The sequence below is a fragment of the Acetobacter fabarum genome (genome assembly GCF_022483405.1).
Classification (GTDB): Bacteria; Pseudomonadota; Alphaproteobacteria; order Acetobacterales; family Acetobacteraceae; genus Acetobacter; species Acetobacter fabarum.
Window position 1 is genome coordinate 978,909 of the sequence record NZ_JAKVNI010000001.1, and the last position, 16,554, is coordinate 995,462.

Annotated in this window: 14 protein-coding genes; 4 read left to right on the top strand and 10 right to left on the bottom strand. The window is 49.6% G+C overall.

Annotation, left to right across the window (positions count from 1 at the left end):
* Positions 1 to 7: 7 nt before the first annotated feature.
* A complete protein-coding gene (locus LKE65_RS04695) occupies positions 8 to 979 on the top strand; it encodes a GlxA family transcriptional regulator (protein ID WP_278740621.1) in 972 nt (323 codons plus the stop codon).
* A gap of 7 nt (positions 980 to 986) precedes the next feature.
* Here the strand turns inward: LKE65_RS04695 and LKE65_RS04700 are convergent, their stop codons facing one another.
* The gene (locus LKE65_RS04700) at positions 987 to 1,877 is read right to left on the bottom strand and encodes a sulfite exporter TauE/SafE family protein (protein WP_278740622.1); all 891 of its coding nucleotides are present in this window, start codon (positions 1,875 to 1,877) and stop codon (positions 987 to 989) included.
* 193 nt (positions 1,878 to 2,070) lie between these two features.
* Complete coding sequence (locus LKE65_RS04705; protein ID WP_278740623.1) at positions 2,071 to 3,471, bottom strand: sensor histidine kinase; 1,401 nt, start codon at positions 3,469 to 3,471, stop codon at positions 2,071 to 2,073.
* A 202-nt stretch (positions 3,472 to 3,673) separates the two neighbouring features.
* Between LKE65_RS04705 and LKE65_RS04710 the strand changes: the two genes are divergently transcribed.
* Positions 3,674 to 4,378, top strand: a complete 705-nt coding sequence (locus tag LKE65_RS04710; protein WP_278740624.1) for a response regulator transcription factor — start codon at positions 3,674 to 3,676, stop codon at positions 4,376 to 4,378.
* Positions 4,379 to 4,636: 258 nt separating this feature from the next.
* On the opposite strand, the gene LKE65_RS04715 is transcribed toward LKE65_RS04710, so the two are convergent.
* Positions 4,637 to 6,250, bottom strand: coding sequence for an ISL3 family transposase (locus tag LKE65_RS04715; RefSeq protein ID WP_278740625.1), 1,614 nt, complete (start codon positions 6,248 to 6,250; stop codon positions 4,637 to 4,639).
* Between the two features lie 70 nt (positions 6,251 to 6,320).
* A complete protein-coding gene (locus LKE65_RS04720) occupies positions 6,321 to 6,566 on the bottom strand; it encodes a hypothetical protein (RefSeq protein WP_278740626.1) in 246 nt (81 codons plus the stop codon).
* An 82-nt stretch (positions 6,567 to 6,648) separates the two neighbouring features.
* On the opposite strand from LKE65_RS04720, the gene LKE65_RS04725 reads away from it, so the two are divergent.
* On the top strand, positions 6,649 to 6,981 hold the full coding sequence (locus LKE65_RS04725; protein WP_244896516.1) for a hypothetical protein: 333 nt from the start codon (positions 6,649 to 6,651) through the stop codon (positions 6,979 to 6,981).
* Between the two features lie 417 nt (positions 6,982 to 7,398).
* On the opposite strand, the gene LKE65_RS04730 is transcribed toward LKE65_RS04725, so the two are convergent.
* The 3 genes from LKE65_RS04730 to LKE65_RS04740 form a co-directional block, all read right to left on the bottom strand.
* A complete protein-coding gene (locus LKE65_RS04730) occupies positions 7,399 to 8,994 on the bottom strand; it encodes a tyrosine-type recombinase/integrase (RefSeq protein ID WP_278740627.1) in 1,596 nt (531 codons plus the stop codon).
* 225 nt (positions 8,995 to 9,219) lie between these two features.
* The gene (locus tag LKE65_RS04735; protein ID WP_278740628.1) at positions 9,220 to 10,410 is read right to left on the bottom strand and encodes a Fic family protein; all 1,191 of its coding nucleotides are present in this window, start codon (positions 10,408 to 10,410) and stop codon (positions 9,220 to 9,222) included.
* 334 nt (positions 10,411 to 10,744) lie between these two features.
* Positions 10,745 to 10,975, bottom strand: a complete 231-nt coding sequence (locus tag LKE65_RS04740) for a helix-turn-helix domain-containing protein (protein WP_278740629.1) — start codon at positions 10,973 to 10,975, stop codon at positions 10,745 to 10,747.
* Positions 10,976 to 11,090: 115 nt separating this feature from the next.
* Between LKE65_RS04740 and LKE65_RS04745 the strand changes: the two genes are divergently transcribed.
* Entirely contained in the window at positions 11,091 to 11,663 is a 573-nt protein-coding gene (locus LKE65_RS04745) for a recombinase family protein (protein WP_253545190.1), read from the top strand.
* 38 nt (positions 11,664 to 11,701) lie between these two features.
* On the opposite strand, the gene mdoH is transcribed toward LKE65_RS04745, so the two are convergent.
* From mdoH to LKE65_RS04760, 3 genes are read right to left on the bottom strand one after another with little or no spacing between them, the layout of a single operon-like run.
* Positions 11,702 to 14,005, bottom strand: coding sequence for a glucans biosynthesis glucosyltransferase MdoH (gene mdoH / locus LKE65_RS04750; protein ID WP_253545188.1), 2,304 nt, complete (start codon positions 14,003 to 14,005; stop codon positions 11,702 to 11,704).
* A 9-nt stretch (positions 14,006 to 14,014) separates the two neighbouring features.
* The gene (locus LKE65_RS04755; RefSeq protein ID WP_253545186.1) at positions 14,015 to 15,142 is read right to left on the bottom strand and encodes a polysaccharide biosynthesis/export family protein; all 1,128 of its coding nucleotides are present in this window, start codon (positions 15,140 to 15,142) and stop codon (positions 14,015 to 14,017) included.
* A gap of 53 nt (positions 15,143 to 15,195) precedes the next feature.
* The gene (locus tag LKE65_RS04760; protein ID WP_253545184.1) at positions 15,196 to 16,344 is read right to left on the bottom strand and encodes a hypothetical protein; all 1,149 of its coding nucleotides are present in this window, start codon (positions 16,342 to 16,344) and stop codon (positions 15,196 to 15,198) included.
* Positions 16,345 to 16,554: the final 210 nt, after the last annotated feature.

Here is a 16,554-nt window from a genome sequence, read left to right on the forward strand (position 1 = left end):
AAACCTGATGACCGAACTTCTGATTGTTTTTGTGGTGAGTGATGGTGTCCAGCTTATGGATATTGCCGGACCTGCCGATGTTTTTGCCGAAGCCAATACGTTTTACGGCAGGCCACTTTATCGGTCTGTCCTTGTGGCAGCCAAAAAAGATATCCGAAGTTCGTGTGGTTTCAATCTGCGGGCTGACCTGCTGCTGGGGGATATTGGCAGCAAATGTGTGGATACCCTGCTCGTGGCCGGAGCCCCCGATGCAGCGACCAGAAGTTACAACCCGGCCCTGACCAGATGGCTGCGGCAGGAAGCCCCCAAAGCCCGCCGGTTTGGGTCAATCTGTGGGGGTGTTTTTCCGTTGGCAGAAACCGGCCTGCTGGATGGACAGACCATTGCTACGCACTGGGCTGATGTGGACCGTGTTCGCCACAGATTCCCCGCCGTAACGGTGGATGCAGATGCAATTGTGCGCGAGGAAGGGGCTCTTAGAACTGCGGCAGGTGTATCCTCCGGTCTGGATTTGGCGCTTGCGCTGGTGCGGGAGGATATGGGGGAGCGAATTGCCCGTGATGTCGCCCGGCAACTCGTGCTTTTTTACAAACGACCCGGAGGGCAACTACAGTACAGCCGGCAAAGGGAACTGTCCCCAGCCGGGCGGTCTGCCTTGCAGTCTCTTCAACGGCAGATTTTGCAGCAGCCGGACGCTGAATACAGTGTAGAAGCCATGGCAGGGATGATTGCGCTGGAACGCAGGCAGCTTACGCGGCTTTTTGCGCAGGAAACAGGGTTATCGCCCGCCAGATGGGTTGAGCAGACACGCCTGATGATTGCCCGCAACCTGCTTGAAGAAGGGCGTAAGCCGCCCAAGGTGGTGGCTGCTGAAGCAGGCTTTGGGTCTGTCAGGGTTTTGCGGCGGGTTTTCCAGCGCCATCTTGGTGTAACACCGGCTGAATACAGGAAGCGCTTTGGGCAACTGCGAGAAGTCTGACCATGTGTTAGAGCCGATTGGCCTTTTGGGTATCATGGCTCAGTTCCAGCTCGCCTCCATTCTCCCATTCCAGTGCAAAAGTATGCTCTTGCCATGACAGGGATGCTGCGACTTCTTCATCTGCGTGGGCGAAATGAACAGTAATGTTCTCCTGTTGTGCAATCTGCTCACCGGCGATGATCACCATCATGATACCGGCTACCACCATGGCAGCATGGCCAATGTGGTGGAACAGGCGGTCATGCAGGTAAGGCAGAAGGTATTTCATGCCCATGGAAGACAGGATTGCGGCCATTGCTACGGCAAGCCCTGCAACGGTTGCTTGGGTACTGAGCAGGCCAAATATAGCGTAAAGAATGATTTTGAGCAGATGTAGCAAAATTTCGTTGGCTGCACGGGTTGCGATAATTTCTTCCTTCCGTAAACCCAGCCGATAATAGAACCCGTTAAAAACCAGACCAACGGCTCCCGTAAAACCGGATATGAACCCAGCCGCGGCCCCCAGCATATGCAGCTTTGCAACAGGAACCGTTGCAACCGTGCAGCAGGAAGCAGGTTTACGAAAAAGCATCGGCAGGTTCCCCATAAGGAACAGGCCCAGAAGGAGCGAGAGGTAGGCCGGGTTCATACAACTCAAAGCCCAGACACCAAGGCCCGCAAACGGTAATGCCGTGGGGGCAAAATGGCGGACAATGTCCCACCGGATTGCATGCCTGAAGGAGAGAATGCGGGCTGCGGAACTGGCGGCTGTGCCGATCGACAGGGTTGCGGGCACCTGGTTGCCCGGCAACGCCAGCCCCAGTAGGGGCATTAGAATAAGTCCGGCGCCACCGCCGGATACAGCGCTCAGGCCAAATGCAGCAGTTGATGTGACCAGAATAAGGAACCAGAGGAGCATTGGCTATCGGACCCCGGATGTTGGTCCCTGCATATTGGGAGCACTGCATGCAATTGCGTCTCAAGATGCAGGTGGTGCTACCACATCTGGCTCAAGCTTCCGGCAGTGTCAGCTTACAATCCCCCAATCTTCCGCCAAAGCGCTATGGGGGCAGAGCAGACCCACTATAGTATCCCCAATAAAGCATGGTCGCTTATTGGGTTTTTACAGGCAGTGAGATTATGCAGCACAAACCGGGTTTGTTATCACGCAGGATAATTGTGCCTGCATGCAGTTGTATGATCGCCTTGACCATGCTGAGCCCAAGTCCATTGCCATCATGCGTGCGGCTTGTATCCAGCCGGACAAAACGATCAAAAACCCGTAGCATGGCCTCGCCCGGGATGCCGGGGCCGTTATCGGTTATTTCTATGTGGATATTGTTGCCTGTTACCTTAATGGCCGCAGTAATGGTGGTCTGGCTGGGGGTGTGCCGTATGGCATTTTCAATCAGGTTGGAAAAGGCCTGCCGCAAAAGCACTGGATGCCCAATAATGGCAGGGCAGGCTGGCATGGGTGGGGCGAGCAGGTACTGTCCATGGTCCTCTATGACGGAACGATAGGGTTCCAGCACGGATTCCAGCAGTTGGGCCGGGTCTAGAGGTTCCATTTCCTTGTTCCATGCACCTGCTTCAAGCTGGGCGAGTTTGAGCAGGGAGGAAAATATTTCTAGCGCTGCATCCAGTTCCACAATCGCAAGCTCGACCTGCTCCTGCATGTTTTCGGCTGGTAAACGGGCCAGGCTGGCACGTTCAAGGTTCTGGCGCATGCGGGCCAGTGGGCGGCGCATGTCGTGTGCAATGTCATTGGAAACCTGTTTTAAGCTGGCAATCAGGAATTCGTTCTGATCAAGCATGGCATTCAGGCTTTCTGAAAGATGGTCAAGCTCATCATTGGTGCCACGCAGGGGAATGCGGCGCGACATGTCCCCTTGCATAATGCTGCGCGCTGTTCTGTTTATGGTTTCGATCCATTTCAGGATCAGGTTGCTCAGGAAAAGACCGCCAGCCATTCCCATGAGCCCAAAACCTGCAATTTCCCATAGGAGCGTGGTCCACAAGGCATGCTGTAGGTGTGTCAGGGAGGAGGCATCCATGCCGACAAAGTAATAGCCACCATCATCCAGAAGGTAGCCTATGCCATAAACAATGTTCTGGTTTGCTTCCTTTGGCAGGCGGTGGGACCAGGTTAGCCAGCGTTCTCCTGCTATGGGTTTCAGGTGCAGCATATTACCCGTAACAACTACCTGGCCGGGACCTTGGAGAAGGTAATGGAAGCCGGGTTCATGTTCGATCAGCCCCTGCACAACAGGCAGGAGGTGGTGCACATCTGCCGTGCCTGCATCGGCAAATGTTTCGTGGCCTTCGTTTTCTACTGCCTGACGGATTTGCTGGCGTAGGGTGGACTGGCTGTAAAGGCCGGATGTTACGGTCATGACCGTGCCACCCAGTATAAAAAGACTGGCAAACAGCGTGACAATACGAAATGCCGTTGTGGCCATGATACGCCGGGCCGCAGCACTCTGGCGTTTGAATGGTTTGTTCCCGAATATCATGGGATATTGTGACGCATTGCCGTAATCTCGCAAGGTATGAAGGGGAGGGTGTGTCCCATATCCGGTAGTTGATAAATTAAAAAATCCCCAATCATGACCGGTTTTGCATCATAGATAGTGCCATATAGCACTGATCCTGATACCGTGAGACAGAAATGAGCGCGCTTTCAGTAAGATGCAAAACTGTGATTGGTCTGCAGTCATGACGTCGGTCACACGTCCCCGCCTGCTGCTGGTTGAAGACGACCATGTTACAACGGATTACCTGCAACAGGGGCTGGAAAAATGCGGGGTTGACGTCGTCTCTGTAGCAAATGGGAATGACGGATCGCATTATGCGCTCTCCCAGCCATGGGACGTCATTATTCTGGACCGGATGTTGCCGGGTCTGGATGGGTTGACCATTCTTATGCGCATGCGCGCTCAGGGTATTATGACGCCAGTGCTGTTCTTGACTACCATGGACGGCGTGCCAAGCCGTGTGGCCGGTTTGCGGCATGGCGCGGATGACTACATGGTTAAACCCTTCGCCTTGCCAGAACTTGTTGCGCGTGTGCAGGTTTTACTACGTCGATCCTCGTCTTTTCGGAACATGGCCATCCTGAATGTAGATGGTGTAGAGCTGAATTTGCTGACACTAGCAGTGACCCGCAATGGAGAGAAAATTTTTCTGCAACCACAGGAGTTCAAACTCCTAGAATATTTTATGCGCAATGCTGGAACAATTCTTTCCCGTCAGATGTTGCTGAAAGATGTCTGGCATATGGATTTTCCGGTTCGTACAAACATTGTTGAAACACATGTTTGCCGCCTGCGGGAAAAATTGGGGCAGGATGCTCCCCCTCTGATTCATACTATCAGAGGGAGTGGTTATGTTATGAGCGCCAATTTGAACGATATTGTTTGATATAGGCAGGAATGCTCAGGCATCTTTCAATAAAGATTGTGATTCTGGATCAGAAATAATGGGTTATACTGACAGGGTTTTGATTGAAGGTCAGAGAAGTTGTACTAATTAAAACAGGGGTGGGGAAATGCGTGTGGGTACATATCAAGCCTGAACGCCAAACATCTTTCCTATTCCCGCTGTTATAGCCATTGCTACAACACCCCAGAAGATAACCCGCATTGGTTCTTCCGCACTTTTCGTGATGATGTTTTTTGATTATGCGGGCTGAAGGACACGCGCCCTGAGGAGTTCGAAGCCTGCTCTTCCGAACATGGTTCGCTTGATCATTTTCAGTCGGCTGATCTGTCCTTCAACCGGGCTGGTTGTCCAAGGTGTGACAAGAGACGCTTCAATGGCAGCCGCATCCCGTTCAAGCGCGGGAATCAGACGTGACAGCAGCGTCGTCTTTCCTTCTTCCAGCAGAGCCTTCAGATCGCCTCCCGTGCAGGTGTCACCCCTTTTACAGAGCAGGGTCTGCATTTTCCTGAGCCAGCAGAGTGTGACGGCAAGGTGCGGTTCAGCTTCCAGAAGGGCAGGAACCAGCAGTCCCTCCTGTCCGGCAGATAACGGATCCTCTGCGAGGAGAAGCCGCGCAAGTCTGCGTCCCCGAGGTGCAACGACATGCGCGGAAGGAACGGGTTTCGCGGAACATCCCTGTCGCGTCGCCACCCATTTCCAGACGGTGCCATATTGTCCTGCAAAGCCCTGCTCCAGGAGTTCCCGCCATAGCTGACGACTATTGCGACATCCTTCGGACCATCTCTTTTCCAGGTGGGCTGTGTAAGGCACGAGTATGCTGCGTGACGGAACCGTTCTTTTCCATGGTGGTGCATGGCCCCGCTGAAACCAGCGCCGCACGGTTTTTCTCTCTACCCCGATCGTTGTGGCGATAGCCTGAATGCTGTGTCCCGCTGCTTTCAGGGCAAGAGCTTCCTTGAAAAGAATGTCACGCCGTTCCCCAGAGGCTGACCTGACGACCGCCTGCGCCTCTTCTGGATGCGCTCTGATTGTTTCAGATATTTTGCTTACGACCGTTGATACGTTCATCTGTCGTGTCAGGGTCCTGACAGTCGTCGTAAAACGGTCCAGAATGCTGACAAAAGCGTCTGACAGGTTCTTCAGCAGATGCCAGCGGTCTGTCACCTGAAGAGCGGATGGTGCGCCTCTGCGGCATCCGTCTGCATAAGTACCGGCACGGTCTCTGGCAATGATTTCAATACCGGGGTGGACCTGCAGCCATCGGGCAAGGGTATCAGCGTCCCGATCTGGCAGGAGGTCAATGACATCATTTTTCTCAAGATCAACCACAATCGTTCCATAGTGATGTCCCCGCCGCCATGCCCAGTCATCCACCCCCACCACACGTGTAAGGGCCGTGCCTTTTGTGGTGTTCTGCACACGTGAGAGAAGACGGCGGACAAGAGTATCCGCGCTGATGGGGCAACACAGGCGCACGGTCATTCGTGCTCCAGCGGAACCGCCCAGGGTGTGGGCGATATAATAATGAAGATCGGCAAGACGTGTGGTCTGTCTGCCATGACGCACGGTTATCCCCTCAAGGGGCATGACAAACGTCCGACGTGGACAAAGCATCGTCTGGCAGAAAAAGCGCGGCACAGAAACGATCAGCGTGGCTGGACGGCCCTGCCATGGAAGATCCGCGAGTTTTCTCTGATAGAAACTGTGAATGCGTCGTGTCGGGCACTGACAGTCCGGACACACTGCACTCCGCTTTCGCAGACTGACTTCGATCTCCACTCTGTTGTCCAGTGCAACAACACGACGAACGACGAGGGAACGGGGAAGATCAAGAGACCGAAGGCGTGACACTGGGGAATATCCATGAAAGTGAACGACTTTCTGGATTTCCCAGTTCCGGAACCTAAGTACAAGATACCCATCACGAAAAGTGCGGAAGAACCCAGTTCTCAGTGAAAATCAACACAAAGGGCACCATCCCGAATTCGATGATCTCATGACAGGCAGGGTCGAGGCCGGTTGTTTCCAGATCCAGAAAAAGGCCCACACGGGTCTGATCACGTGGCACCTGCGTCTCAAGCGGAAGGGGCGCGATACGGCGTAAAACCCGGTAAGCACCCGTGGCTTCCAAGGTGCGGGCCTGATCTTCCAGCGAGGTGTGTTGCATAGAAGCGCTCCCTTAAAGTCTGGTGTGATAAACAGGAGGCAATCCATTACAGGCTGTGACAGCATTAGAAGGAGGAAGTCTCATGCGCAAAGCCGGTTTTATGGTGATGACAGCCCTTGGCCTTTTAGGGCCAGTTTGTGGTTTTGCCCAGTCATCGGGGGACTGGCTGCCGCAGTCGGGTGTGAAATCCCCCTATAGTCCTTTGGCGGTTCCCACGACGTTGAAACCACTTGCGCTGTCTTTGACCGAGTTATTGAACAAGGGTTTCAAGGTCATCAGCACGACGGACTATTCGGGGCAAGGGGTTCTTTTAACAGTAGAAGGACGTAAGCAAACTGTGTTGTGTGTGTTAACCGCACCCAATCCCCAGACAGATCAGAACGTGCCGACTTCACGCTGTTGGGCTTTGAATTAAGAGACTGATTTCATGTCATAAATTGATTGGAAAGAGGTGTTCGGTTGGGAGACAGCACATCTTTTTGCAGAAACTGTAAGGGGTGTTTTATGCGACCATTGGTCGCCCAGGTTTCTTCCCAAAGCGACCAATGGTCGCACTCGAGGGTTTGGCCATGCGACCAATGGTCGTTGATGAAGGGCGGGTGATGCGACCGTTGGTCGCCCAGGTTTCCTTCCAAAGCGACCAATGGTCGCACTTGAGGGTTTGGCCATGCGACCAATGGTCGTTGATGAAGGGAGGGTGAGGCGACCGTTGGTCGCCTGGGTTTCCTTCCAAAGCGACCAATGGTCGCATGACGAGAGGGTTTTGGTGACAAGAAACAGCACCAGTGTCCTTTACTCCGGCCCCTAAAACCAGAGCAGGCCGGCTCGGTGTTCACCAGTTTGCAATGTCATCGGGATAGGTAATGGCCTCCACAACACGCTGAAGGTTTTGCAGATAAATAGCCGATGTGTATTGGGTCGTGCCCTGACTTTTATGGGTGGCTTCATGGCCTAACAGGTCATCAATCCAAAGCTCTCGAATGTGACTGTCCTGATTTCTGAGCACGGTTGAAACCAGATGGCGGAAGGAGTGAAAGGTGACCTGCGTTGGCAGGTTCAGGCGCCGTTTATGCTTGGAAAAGATCAGTTCAAAATTGGCGCCCCGCACCCCGAAATTGGAGATAGGCAGTTCACTGAAGAAATAGGGGCCGGCGTTTCTGAATTCCTCAAGGATACCTTTTTCCAGCAGTTTGCTGTGAATGGGCACGATACGGGTGCCGGCCGATGTCTTGGGAGACCATTCCCGAATTTTGCCGTCGATCTCAACCGTATGGGGTCGGATGTGGAAACAGGGAATACCGTTCAGGACTTCGATATCCTCATTCCTCAGATTGCAGATCTCGCCCAGACGCATGCCGGTATAAAGAGCAATGCGCACAATGCCCCGATAGGTGCGTTCGGGGAAAACACGCCCCAGCCATTTTGACGTCAGGAGTGTTCTCAGTTCGTCTTCTGACCAGGCCCGGCGATTGGTCTTTTGTGTTAAATCGAAAGACCAGTTGGCCCAAGGGTTTTTGGGAGCGAGGTCTCGCAGGACCAGTTCGCTCCAGATCGCAGACATGCGCGAGAAATGGTTTTTGACGGTCTTGCCGGAGACGAGTTCCGCTCCATTGTCTTCAGCCTCTCTGACAGCGTCCCGAAGGGGGAGGGTGACTTTACCTTTGCCATGGGTGGTCGGCAGGCCAGAGAGAAGGTCGTAAAATTCTCCAACCACGTCGCCGGTGATCTGATGAACCGGGATATCTCCGAAGGCTTCGGTGAAAAGGGCGACAGTCTTGCCCGTTCCTTTGATGGTGCCAGCACTTTTGGATGGTACTGAGAAGACAAATTTGTCCGCCGCCGCCGACAGTTTCATGCTGCGCGGTTGTTTGGACGAGGATTTCTGCCCATCGGGTTTATCTTCATTGTGAGGCAGGCTGGTCTGGATCAGGCTACAGAGCGTGGTGATCTGGTTTTGTAAGCCCTGTTTTTCGGTGACAGCCCAGACTTCCCGTTTTTCGAGGGTGTGCCTGAGTTGTCCCAGTCCCTTCAGAAGACCTTCCATGTGAGGCAGGACCGTATTGAGGAAGGTTGATTGCTTGGTGACCAGATCGGCTTTTTCAATGAGATGCTGGGCGCGTTCGGCTTCGAGCACTTTTTCGGCACTCTCTTCCTGCGCTTTCAGAGCGGCCTCGTAGCTGTCAATCAGGTCGCGATAGAGGGCCAGAAGGTCGTCTTTGGTGGGGTGTTGCATCTTGCCTGCTCTGAAAAGCTGTCCCGTCCTGGCATACAGGGCGGCTGCACGTTCACGGGCGACCAGCTTATCAGAGGTATGGAGGACAAGGGAAATCTCGGTCTTGCCCAACAGGGGACGGAGCAGTGCCGGGACGATGCGGCGGAAGTGATAACGAGGCTGTCCTGTGCGTCGGGACGGGATGGCGCGGAGCATGAAGTTTTCCCATTATGGGAAAATTCCCTCTCGGACAAAATACCTCTGTTTTTCAACAGCTTGTGGTGCGAACTGCGGGACTCGAACCCGAACCAACCCGCAGTGACACGTTTCTAACTTCTTGAAACAGCAAAAAGAATGCGACGTGCTGTCTTCCGGTTAGTGTCTGAGTTCCCAGAATTGGTTAAACAGTCTGGGAACCTGATGGAGCCATATTTAGCCTGTTTAGGCCGGTGAATCCAGTTCTCTTTCCCTGAATGGTCTATTGATGATTGCCATGACTTCGGGGGCAGAAAATATCCGGTTTCTGGCATATCCGGTGCGTTCCACCAAAATGCCAGCGGCCTGTAACTGTTCCAGCGCAGTTTTAGTTGCAGGAGCAGAAATATCTAGAATTTTCCCTAGTCGTGTTGCTGTAATGACTGGGCAATCAATCAGAACATCCAGGGCTCTCAGCGCTGCGGAGTTCTTTCTGTAGGAGCGTCTGCCCAGCCATTCCGCTTTCAGCGTCTCGGTCGCCTTCCTGACAGCTTTGAATTCCTGCACGGTCCCAATAATAGCCTGTGACATGAAGGCAATCAGGGGGAGCCAGTTCAGTTTCTGCTGCGCCTGTTTCAGCGCGTCATAATAATCCTGTTTGTACGCTTCAATGTAGGAAGAGAGATAGAGAGGTGGCTCTTGTTCCGCTGCCAGCATCATCGGAATCAGAAGTCTGCCAACCCGTCCATTGCCGTCCCTGAATGGGTGGACAGCTTCAAAATGGGCATGGGCGATAGCAACTCGCGTGATGAGTGATTGTGTCATCATCTGCATGCCATCTCCCGCCATATAATCCAGTGTGTTTTGAAGACATTGGAGCACCCGGTCAGGTGGGGGCGGGTTGTAGGTGGAATAGGCGATGTTATGTCTGCTGCCACCAATCCAGACTACGGTCGTCCGTAATGCTCCGGGAGTGCCGATATAGGATATGTCATGCCTCATGACTTCCTGATGCAATGCCAGCACGGTGTCGAGTGTGAAAACGGTTCTGCCGGATGCAGCGGCCAGAGGCAGGAATTTTTCAAGGGCCAACGCATAATCCCTGACCTGACGCGTTTCCTGCGTGGCCTGTTCATCGTCTTCATCAACGATCAGCAGTTCATCCAGGGTGCTGTGGGTGCCTTCCATTGCAGAACTGCTGACGGCCTCCCTGCTGCGGAGGGTTCTGCTAATGAGATAGGGATCAGTTGACGCCCGTGCCCATTCTGCAATTTGCCCCAGAGAAGCCATCGCCTGGGAGTGCAAGGCTGTGATGTCGTCCAGATATACCCCACTTTCAGGTGGAGCAGGTGGGACAACGCCATAATGGCTCTCATAAGGGGGAGGCAGGCGGGTCAGACACTCTCTGATGCCCCCCATTAAATCCTGACGGTTCACGGTGAAAACCTTAAACATGGGCGGGTAGCATGATCCATATTTAAGTTTCTTTGTGCAAGATTAATTTTGAGGTAAGTGACTTATTCTTTATTGAGACTTATCAGCCAATTACCAAAAACGTGGGTTGCTTTGGGGCGTCGAGCGGTAGGCTCATCAATGATTACGAGCGTTATGCTTCAACACTCGTAAGTCTCCATAGCCTGAAACGCTGCTATATTCGTTTATGATGCATAACAATCACAAGATAAAAATTGATCGTGAAAAGTTAAACTAAATATATGATGGTCATGTGAAAATAAAAATCTTAACTAACAATATAATAAATATTCACAAATTAGGTCTTTGTCAGAAGGTTTGTGACCGGTATTTGAAGTGCATTAGCTAGGCGCTCAACATTGTCGATACCTAGATTTCGTTCTCCACGTTCAATGCTGCCTATATACGTCCGATGAAGTCCGACAGCGTCAGCGAGGTCTTCTTGAGACCATCCTTTAGCAGAACGCATATGGCGCAAATTCTGAGCTAGGATTGTGCGGAGGGTGTGTGATGAACCACTTTCTTTCATATGCTCAAAGTGGACGCATGATGACTATTGTTCTACAGACTATTGATAGCATAGCGCATCGCTTAGCTTTGCGGATTAAAGTCGAAACAATATTATCTGGAGAGAACCTTAGCTCATGGCATTGTATGGATACGCAAGGGTTTCAACAGAAGATCAAACGAATGATCCTCAGCTGCATAGGTTAAATGCAGAAGGGGTTACAGAGATTACTACAGATGTTATTTCAGGGAGCGTGCCGTCATATGAGCGGCCAGGGTTGTCGGCGCTTTTGAAAAGGCTGCGGGCAGGAGATAGTCTTGTTACAGTCAAGTTAGATCGGCTTGGCCGTGACACGATCGACGTCATGGCTCTCGTGCGAGAATTGGATGCGAAAGGTGTCCGTTTACGTATCTTAAATATTGGTGTGGAGACTGGTACTCCAAATGGACGGTTATTTTTGACCATTCTTGCCGGCTTTGCTGAATTTGAGCGAGAAATTATAAGAGAAAGAACAAGAGCGGGATTGGTTGCAGCGCGAGCCGCTGGAAAAATACTTGGAAGGCCACAGAAATTAACATCATATCAACGACATTATGTGTGTAAGTTGGTAGCTCAAGGAGCTTCTCTACGAGAGGTCGGGCGTATTCTCGGAGTGAGTAAGACAACCGTTTGGCGTATAGTTCACCATGAGGAAGAGTATTCCTCATAGGTTGTTATTTCATCTTTCATCACAAGTTTTGTTGTCAGCTAATGAAACTTAGATTCGGAAATATCATTTTCACATGAAATTTGATGCAATGTGTCTAGGCAACGTGTATCAGAAATAGCAATCATGAAATCCGGTAAGGATAGCTTCTTCTGGTCATGAATCTGTTTCAAAATTCTTTCAGAGAGTTGCGATTTGAGGCGACTTCTGGCTCTTTGTTTGATATAAAAAAGTTTATTTAACAAAGCATATTTTATACAATCTTGAATTTCTTCTGGGTTAGGGATGAGGGATCTTAAATGGGCATTGCATTGTTCCATTTCTATAATTTCCTGTGGCACAACAATTTCTTCAGGGATCATGAACCATTTGGCTTTTTTCAGGCAGGGGAACGTTCGGCTAGTAATGCGGGCGATAAAAACGCTAGCTCCTAATCCAGCTAAAATGGGAAAGAACCAGACGAAAATGCTAGCAGGCTGTAACCAGTGCCCAGAAGCAATTGTAAGGAGAGCAACAACTTGCACTGGAACATGGCTAATTTGATAAAAAAGAGCAACTGTTGCAATAATTCCAATAGCACTTGTCCAGCCAAAATGTCTGAAGCAACTAGGCCATGATAGTGCCTCATCATCACGCTGTTGAGTGCCCCATGAGATACTTTTACGTTTCAGCCAGAACCAGACAAAGCGAGAAATGAAAGCCATCATAAGAGGAGCGAAAAAGAAAGAAAAAACCGTCTCTGCAAGGGTTGAGAGGATTAGTTTATGCTTTCCTCCAAAGAAAAAGGATTTTGATTTATTTATATTTAGGAATATTGCTAGTATTCTGGGGGAGAACAGAAAAACTACCGAGGCTGCAAGCATCATGATTGAAGGAACTTCAATTTGTGCAATCGTTCCTTCAGCTAAATGTCCACTTTGAAGATAAGACACCATGGACTCGGCAGAAATAATCAGAAATGCAGCCCATAAGGGAGCCGACATATATCCCATAAAGCCGCTAAGAAAGTTTTCTCGATGAAGTGGCTTCAGTCCTTCCAAAAATAAGAAGCGGGCATGTTGTAGATTTCCCTGCATCCATCGGCGTTCTCGAATCAGAAAACCTAGAATATTTGCTGGTATTTCTTCATAGCTTCCTTCCATATCAGGAAGGAACCATACCTCATAACCTGCACGAGCCATTAAAGCAGCTTCAATAATGTCGTGGCTAAGGGGCTTACCACCCCATGGGGTTTTCCCAGGTAAGTCAGGTAGAATGCAATGTTCGATGAAAGCTTGCGTGCGGATTAGGGCATTGTGACCGATGTAGCTAGCATGACCCATATACATGGCTTGAAGACTATAAGAAAACGCTGACCCGTACAGTCGCCCGGCGAACTGCTGCATCCGTCCGAAAAGGCTTTCACGAAGAATCGGTGTTGGGTTTGTCTGTAAGATACCAAGCCGATGATTCCCTTCCATCATTCTAAGTAACTGATGTATAGTTTGTCCCTGCATGAGGCTATCAGCATCCATTACCAACATATATTCGTAGGATTTCCCCCAGCGACGGCAAAAATCTATGACGTTTCCAAGCTTGGCATTGTCATTGGAAGTTCTCCAGCGATAATGAAATAAAATATCCGGACATATGTCTTGAGCATGGTTAAGCGCAGCAAGTTCTGCAATACGATAAGCAGGTTTCCTACTATCAGAAAGAAGGAAAAATTCGTAACGACTGGCATAATGAGGGGCATAGCGACAAATGGATTGTGCCGTTGCAATCATGCCAGCGACAACTCTGGCAGGGTCTTCATGATATACGGGAAATAAAACAGCAACTTTTGCTTCTGGCCGTGGGTCGGTGGCGCTATGTGCCGGATGCCATGGATTTCCTTCGGGACCGCGTAAGGCATGCCATGAACCGATTGCCAGTTTTGCAAAAGTTGCAATCATGAAATAACTCATGACTGTATATAAAACAAGGTAGGAGGATTTAAGTATAGGAGTAATGTGCTCAGCTGTTAGAGTTTCATTTGCAAGTAATGTTAATGAAAGAGTCAAAAAAAGTGTTGTAATGAGTGAAACTCGTCTCCGCCGTTCGACAACGGCGGGCCACAAAGGTTCTTTTCCTACAGGATATCCTTTCTCCTGCATTGTAAAGAAACGCCGCTTTAAAGCCGTCTTCCATGATGTTTCCATTACAGGCGTTCCAATAGGAGTGCGCTGTGTTGGGGGTGTACCATCAGTAGGACTATGCTTATCAAGCCACGCTCTGAGGTCCTCCCATGATGTTATCTGTTCTGCGATACGTATTGCTTGCTCAGGCTTTAGACCCGCAAGAGTCAGATATGGAGTGAAATTCATGAGAAAAACTTATCTGGCGATAGTAGCAGGAAGAGCCATTTGGAAAATGGTGTTAAGAACACGGGAAATTGGAACAATGGGTGATTCAGCGACGTATACAATGTCTTCATTTTTCACAGGAAAGCGTTGCGCAGCGATAAGACCTCGTCCGTCTTTCCATGAAAAAACGTACAGAATTGGTTTTTGATCTATTTGTTGTCTAAACACAAAAATTCGAGTGCTATTAGCCGCATTGGGATTCAGGCCTTGTGCGCTAGCGATAGTGGCAGCCAAACCTAACGGCTTCGAAAAGCCATAAAGGCCCGCTCTATTAATGCCACCTCCGATTATTGTGACCTGCACAGCAGGCTCTCGTTTGATTATAATTTTGTCAGCTGGGCGCAAAAGTATATCACGGTTTAAAGCATCAGGAATAGGAATGTCTACTTCTTCTCCATTGCGAATAACAGCAGCGCTAATGGCGTTTGTACTATTGTCTAATGCACTGTTTTCGCTCAGGGTAGATGTCCCATTACCTAATGTGAGTGTAATTGCACGAGCAAGCGTAATGCCACCAGGGTTCCATGATAGAACTTTCGGTTCGCCTGTGGAGCCAGTAACGATAATACCATTTTGTGTAGCTGAACTATTCAGTGTGATATCAGGTGAATGAACAAGGCCGAGCTTTGCATATTTATGAGCAATTATATCGCGTGCGGCGTCTGGAGTATGGTTTGCGATAGCGATACGACCAGCGTACGGAAGAGTAATGGTTCCGTTTGTGTCAATCTGGAACGTACCGAGTTTAGTTGCTTGAGGTCCGGTTACCAGTGGGGAAGTTTGTGTGGTGTTGCCGCCATCAGCAAAACTCCACAGAGAAACATCAACAGTGTCGCCGGGTTGGAGTTTATATTCCTTTGCAGGTTGGGTATTAGAAAGCTTTGCTAATGCTTGAGATAGCTTTTTTTGTTCGTCTTCTTTTAACTGTTGGACCATATCCAAAGCAAGTTCAGGTGTAACATTAACGGTTTCTACGCCCTTTGTATCTTCTACCTCTCCTGCCAAAGGGCCAGCATTCGGTAGAGAACATCCTTCCAGAGATGAAAGGCAGAGCGTAAGAGCGCTAGTAAGTCTCAGGTGAGCCCATAGTTTGGTCATGAGAGAATTGAATCCGTGTAAAGACAATCTTGGGGAGCGAATGGGAATACAGGCTATGCCAGTAAAGCGCGTAAAATGATGCTCGTTATAAGGACAACAAGCATCCATTTTAAGCGCTGAGGTCCTGATGGCGCACGCGGCTCGGAGGGTCTACTTACAGTTTTCAAATAATAATGATTCTGAGTTGACTTTATGCGAGCTTCCTGAAGAGCTGTTTCAGCAGATACCAGCAATTTAGAATCAGTTTCGCGTTTTAAGTTTAATGTTTCGTATTCAATCGCCACAGGGAAAATAGCTAAAGAGGCTGTACGAGCATCTAGCTCCGCATTTTGAATAACATTCATCTGTGTTTTTAGGGTGAGGGTAGAAGGGTTGCCGGGTGTGTTGTGGAGGACTGACTGATACTGACTGTTTAAGTCAATATACTTGTTGTCGAGCTGAAGATGTTTACTAGACAGATATGTATAGTCTGAGTCTGGGCTCAGATATCCATGCACAGTCCGCCACTGTGCGATAGCACTTTCATCAAGCGCTAATTCTTTTCTTAGGCGTTCCGTTTCTGTCGATGCGGAAGAGATGAAATCGTTATCCTCTTCTGTGTTCAGAAGGTTGAGGTGCGTGATACCATCATGAATAAGAGCTTCTGATATTTTGAATGTGTCATTTGAATTCCATCCACTTACGATGATTTTTGTAATTCCTGTTTGTTCATCAATATTGATTCCAATTTTACTCTGATAGTATTTCCACATCGAAATATCATCAGTGCGCCAGAAACTCGAAAGTCCACCTGCACGTGCGACAAAATCACCATTTTTATATATTTTTGCGATATGAAATTTCTCGTCGATCGATTTATATTCATCCCACGAAAGCAGCCTATTTTTTAAAATATATGCTCCAGAAGTCGATGCTCCAGCATTCCCGGCTAGTAGGGACGTTAGACTATCTGAATCTTTATTGGGATTGGTAACAACGACGATTGTTTCTGATTGGTAAACAGGAGAAGCAATCACGCCCCAATACGCCAAAGAGATAAGATTTGGAGCCGCAACAATGACGAGAAACAGAGGAGACCGTAAAAACTCCCATCGTGCTTTAATGGGAGTGTTTGAGGCAGGGATTGCTACAGGAAGATTAGCTTCGTGACGAGATTGTGTGGCAGGAGACTCCGATAGGTTCCCCGTCGAAAAATGATTCATTGTTACGCCACGTCCATAGAAAAACGATTCTTTGCGCCAAAAATTTACAGAAACATTGTTGTTACGGCGCGGAATTATATTAAATATTCATGATTGTAGACCAGATGGTCGAGCGTGCTGTCAGTCTATCAAGATGATAACTCCAATTGATGTATTAACTCTGTGGATACGGAATAAAAAATACTGGTGTTCCACAATCCGTCGTTTTTG

Excerpts from the sequence above, each read along its gene's own strand:
- LKE65_RS04695 (WP_278740621.1), top strand. The coding sequence starts at position 8 with ATGACCGAACTTCTGATTGTTTTTGTGGTGAGTGATGGTGTCCAGCTT.
- LKE65_RS04700 (WP_278740622.1), bottom strand. The coding sequence starts at position 1,877 with ATGCTCCTCTGGTTCCTTATTCTGGTCACATCAACTGCTGCATTTGGC.
- LKE65_RS04705 (WP_278740623.1), bottom strand. The coding sequence starts at position 3,471 with ATGATATTCGGGAACAAACCATTCAAACGCCAGAGTGCTGCGGCCCGG.
- LKE65_RS04710 (WP_278740624.1), top strand. The coding sequence starts at position 3,674 with ATGACGTCGGTCACACGTCCCCGCCTGCTGCTGGTTGAAGACGACCAT.
- LKE65_RS04720 (WP_278740626.1), bottom strand. The coding sequence starts at position 6,566 with ATGCAACACACCTCGCTGGAAGATCAGGCCCGCACCTTGGAAGCCACG.
- LKE65_RS04725 (WP_244896516.1), top strand. The coding sequence starts at position 6,649 with ATGCGCAAAGCCGGTTTTATGGTGATGACAGCCCTTGGCCTTTTAGGG.
- LKE65_RS04730 (WP_278740627.1), bottom strand. The coding sequence starts at position 8,994 with ATGCTCCGCGCCATCCCGTCCCGACGCACAGGACAGCCTCGTTATCAC.
- LKE65_RS04740 (WP_278740629.1), bottom strand. The coding sequence starts at position 10,975 with ATGAAAGAAAGTGGTTCATCACACACCCTCCGCACAATCCTAGCTCAG.
- LKE65_RS04745 (WP_253545190.1), top strand. The coding sequence starts at position 11,091 with ATGGCATTGTATGGATACGCAAGGGTTTCAACAGAAGATCAAACGAAT.
- mdoH (WP_253545188.1), bottom strand. The coding sequence starts at position 14,005 with ATGAATTTCACTCCATATCTGACTCTTGCGGGTCTAAAGCCTGAGCAA.
- LKE65_RS04755 (WP_253545186.1), bottom strand. The coding sequence starts at position 15,142 with ATGACCAAACTATGGGCTCACCTGAGACTTACTAGCGCTCTTACGCTC.
- LKE65_RS04760 (WP_253545184.1), bottom strand. The coding sequence starts at position 16,344 with ATGAATCATTTTTCGACGGGGAACCTATCGGAGTCTCCTGCCACACAA.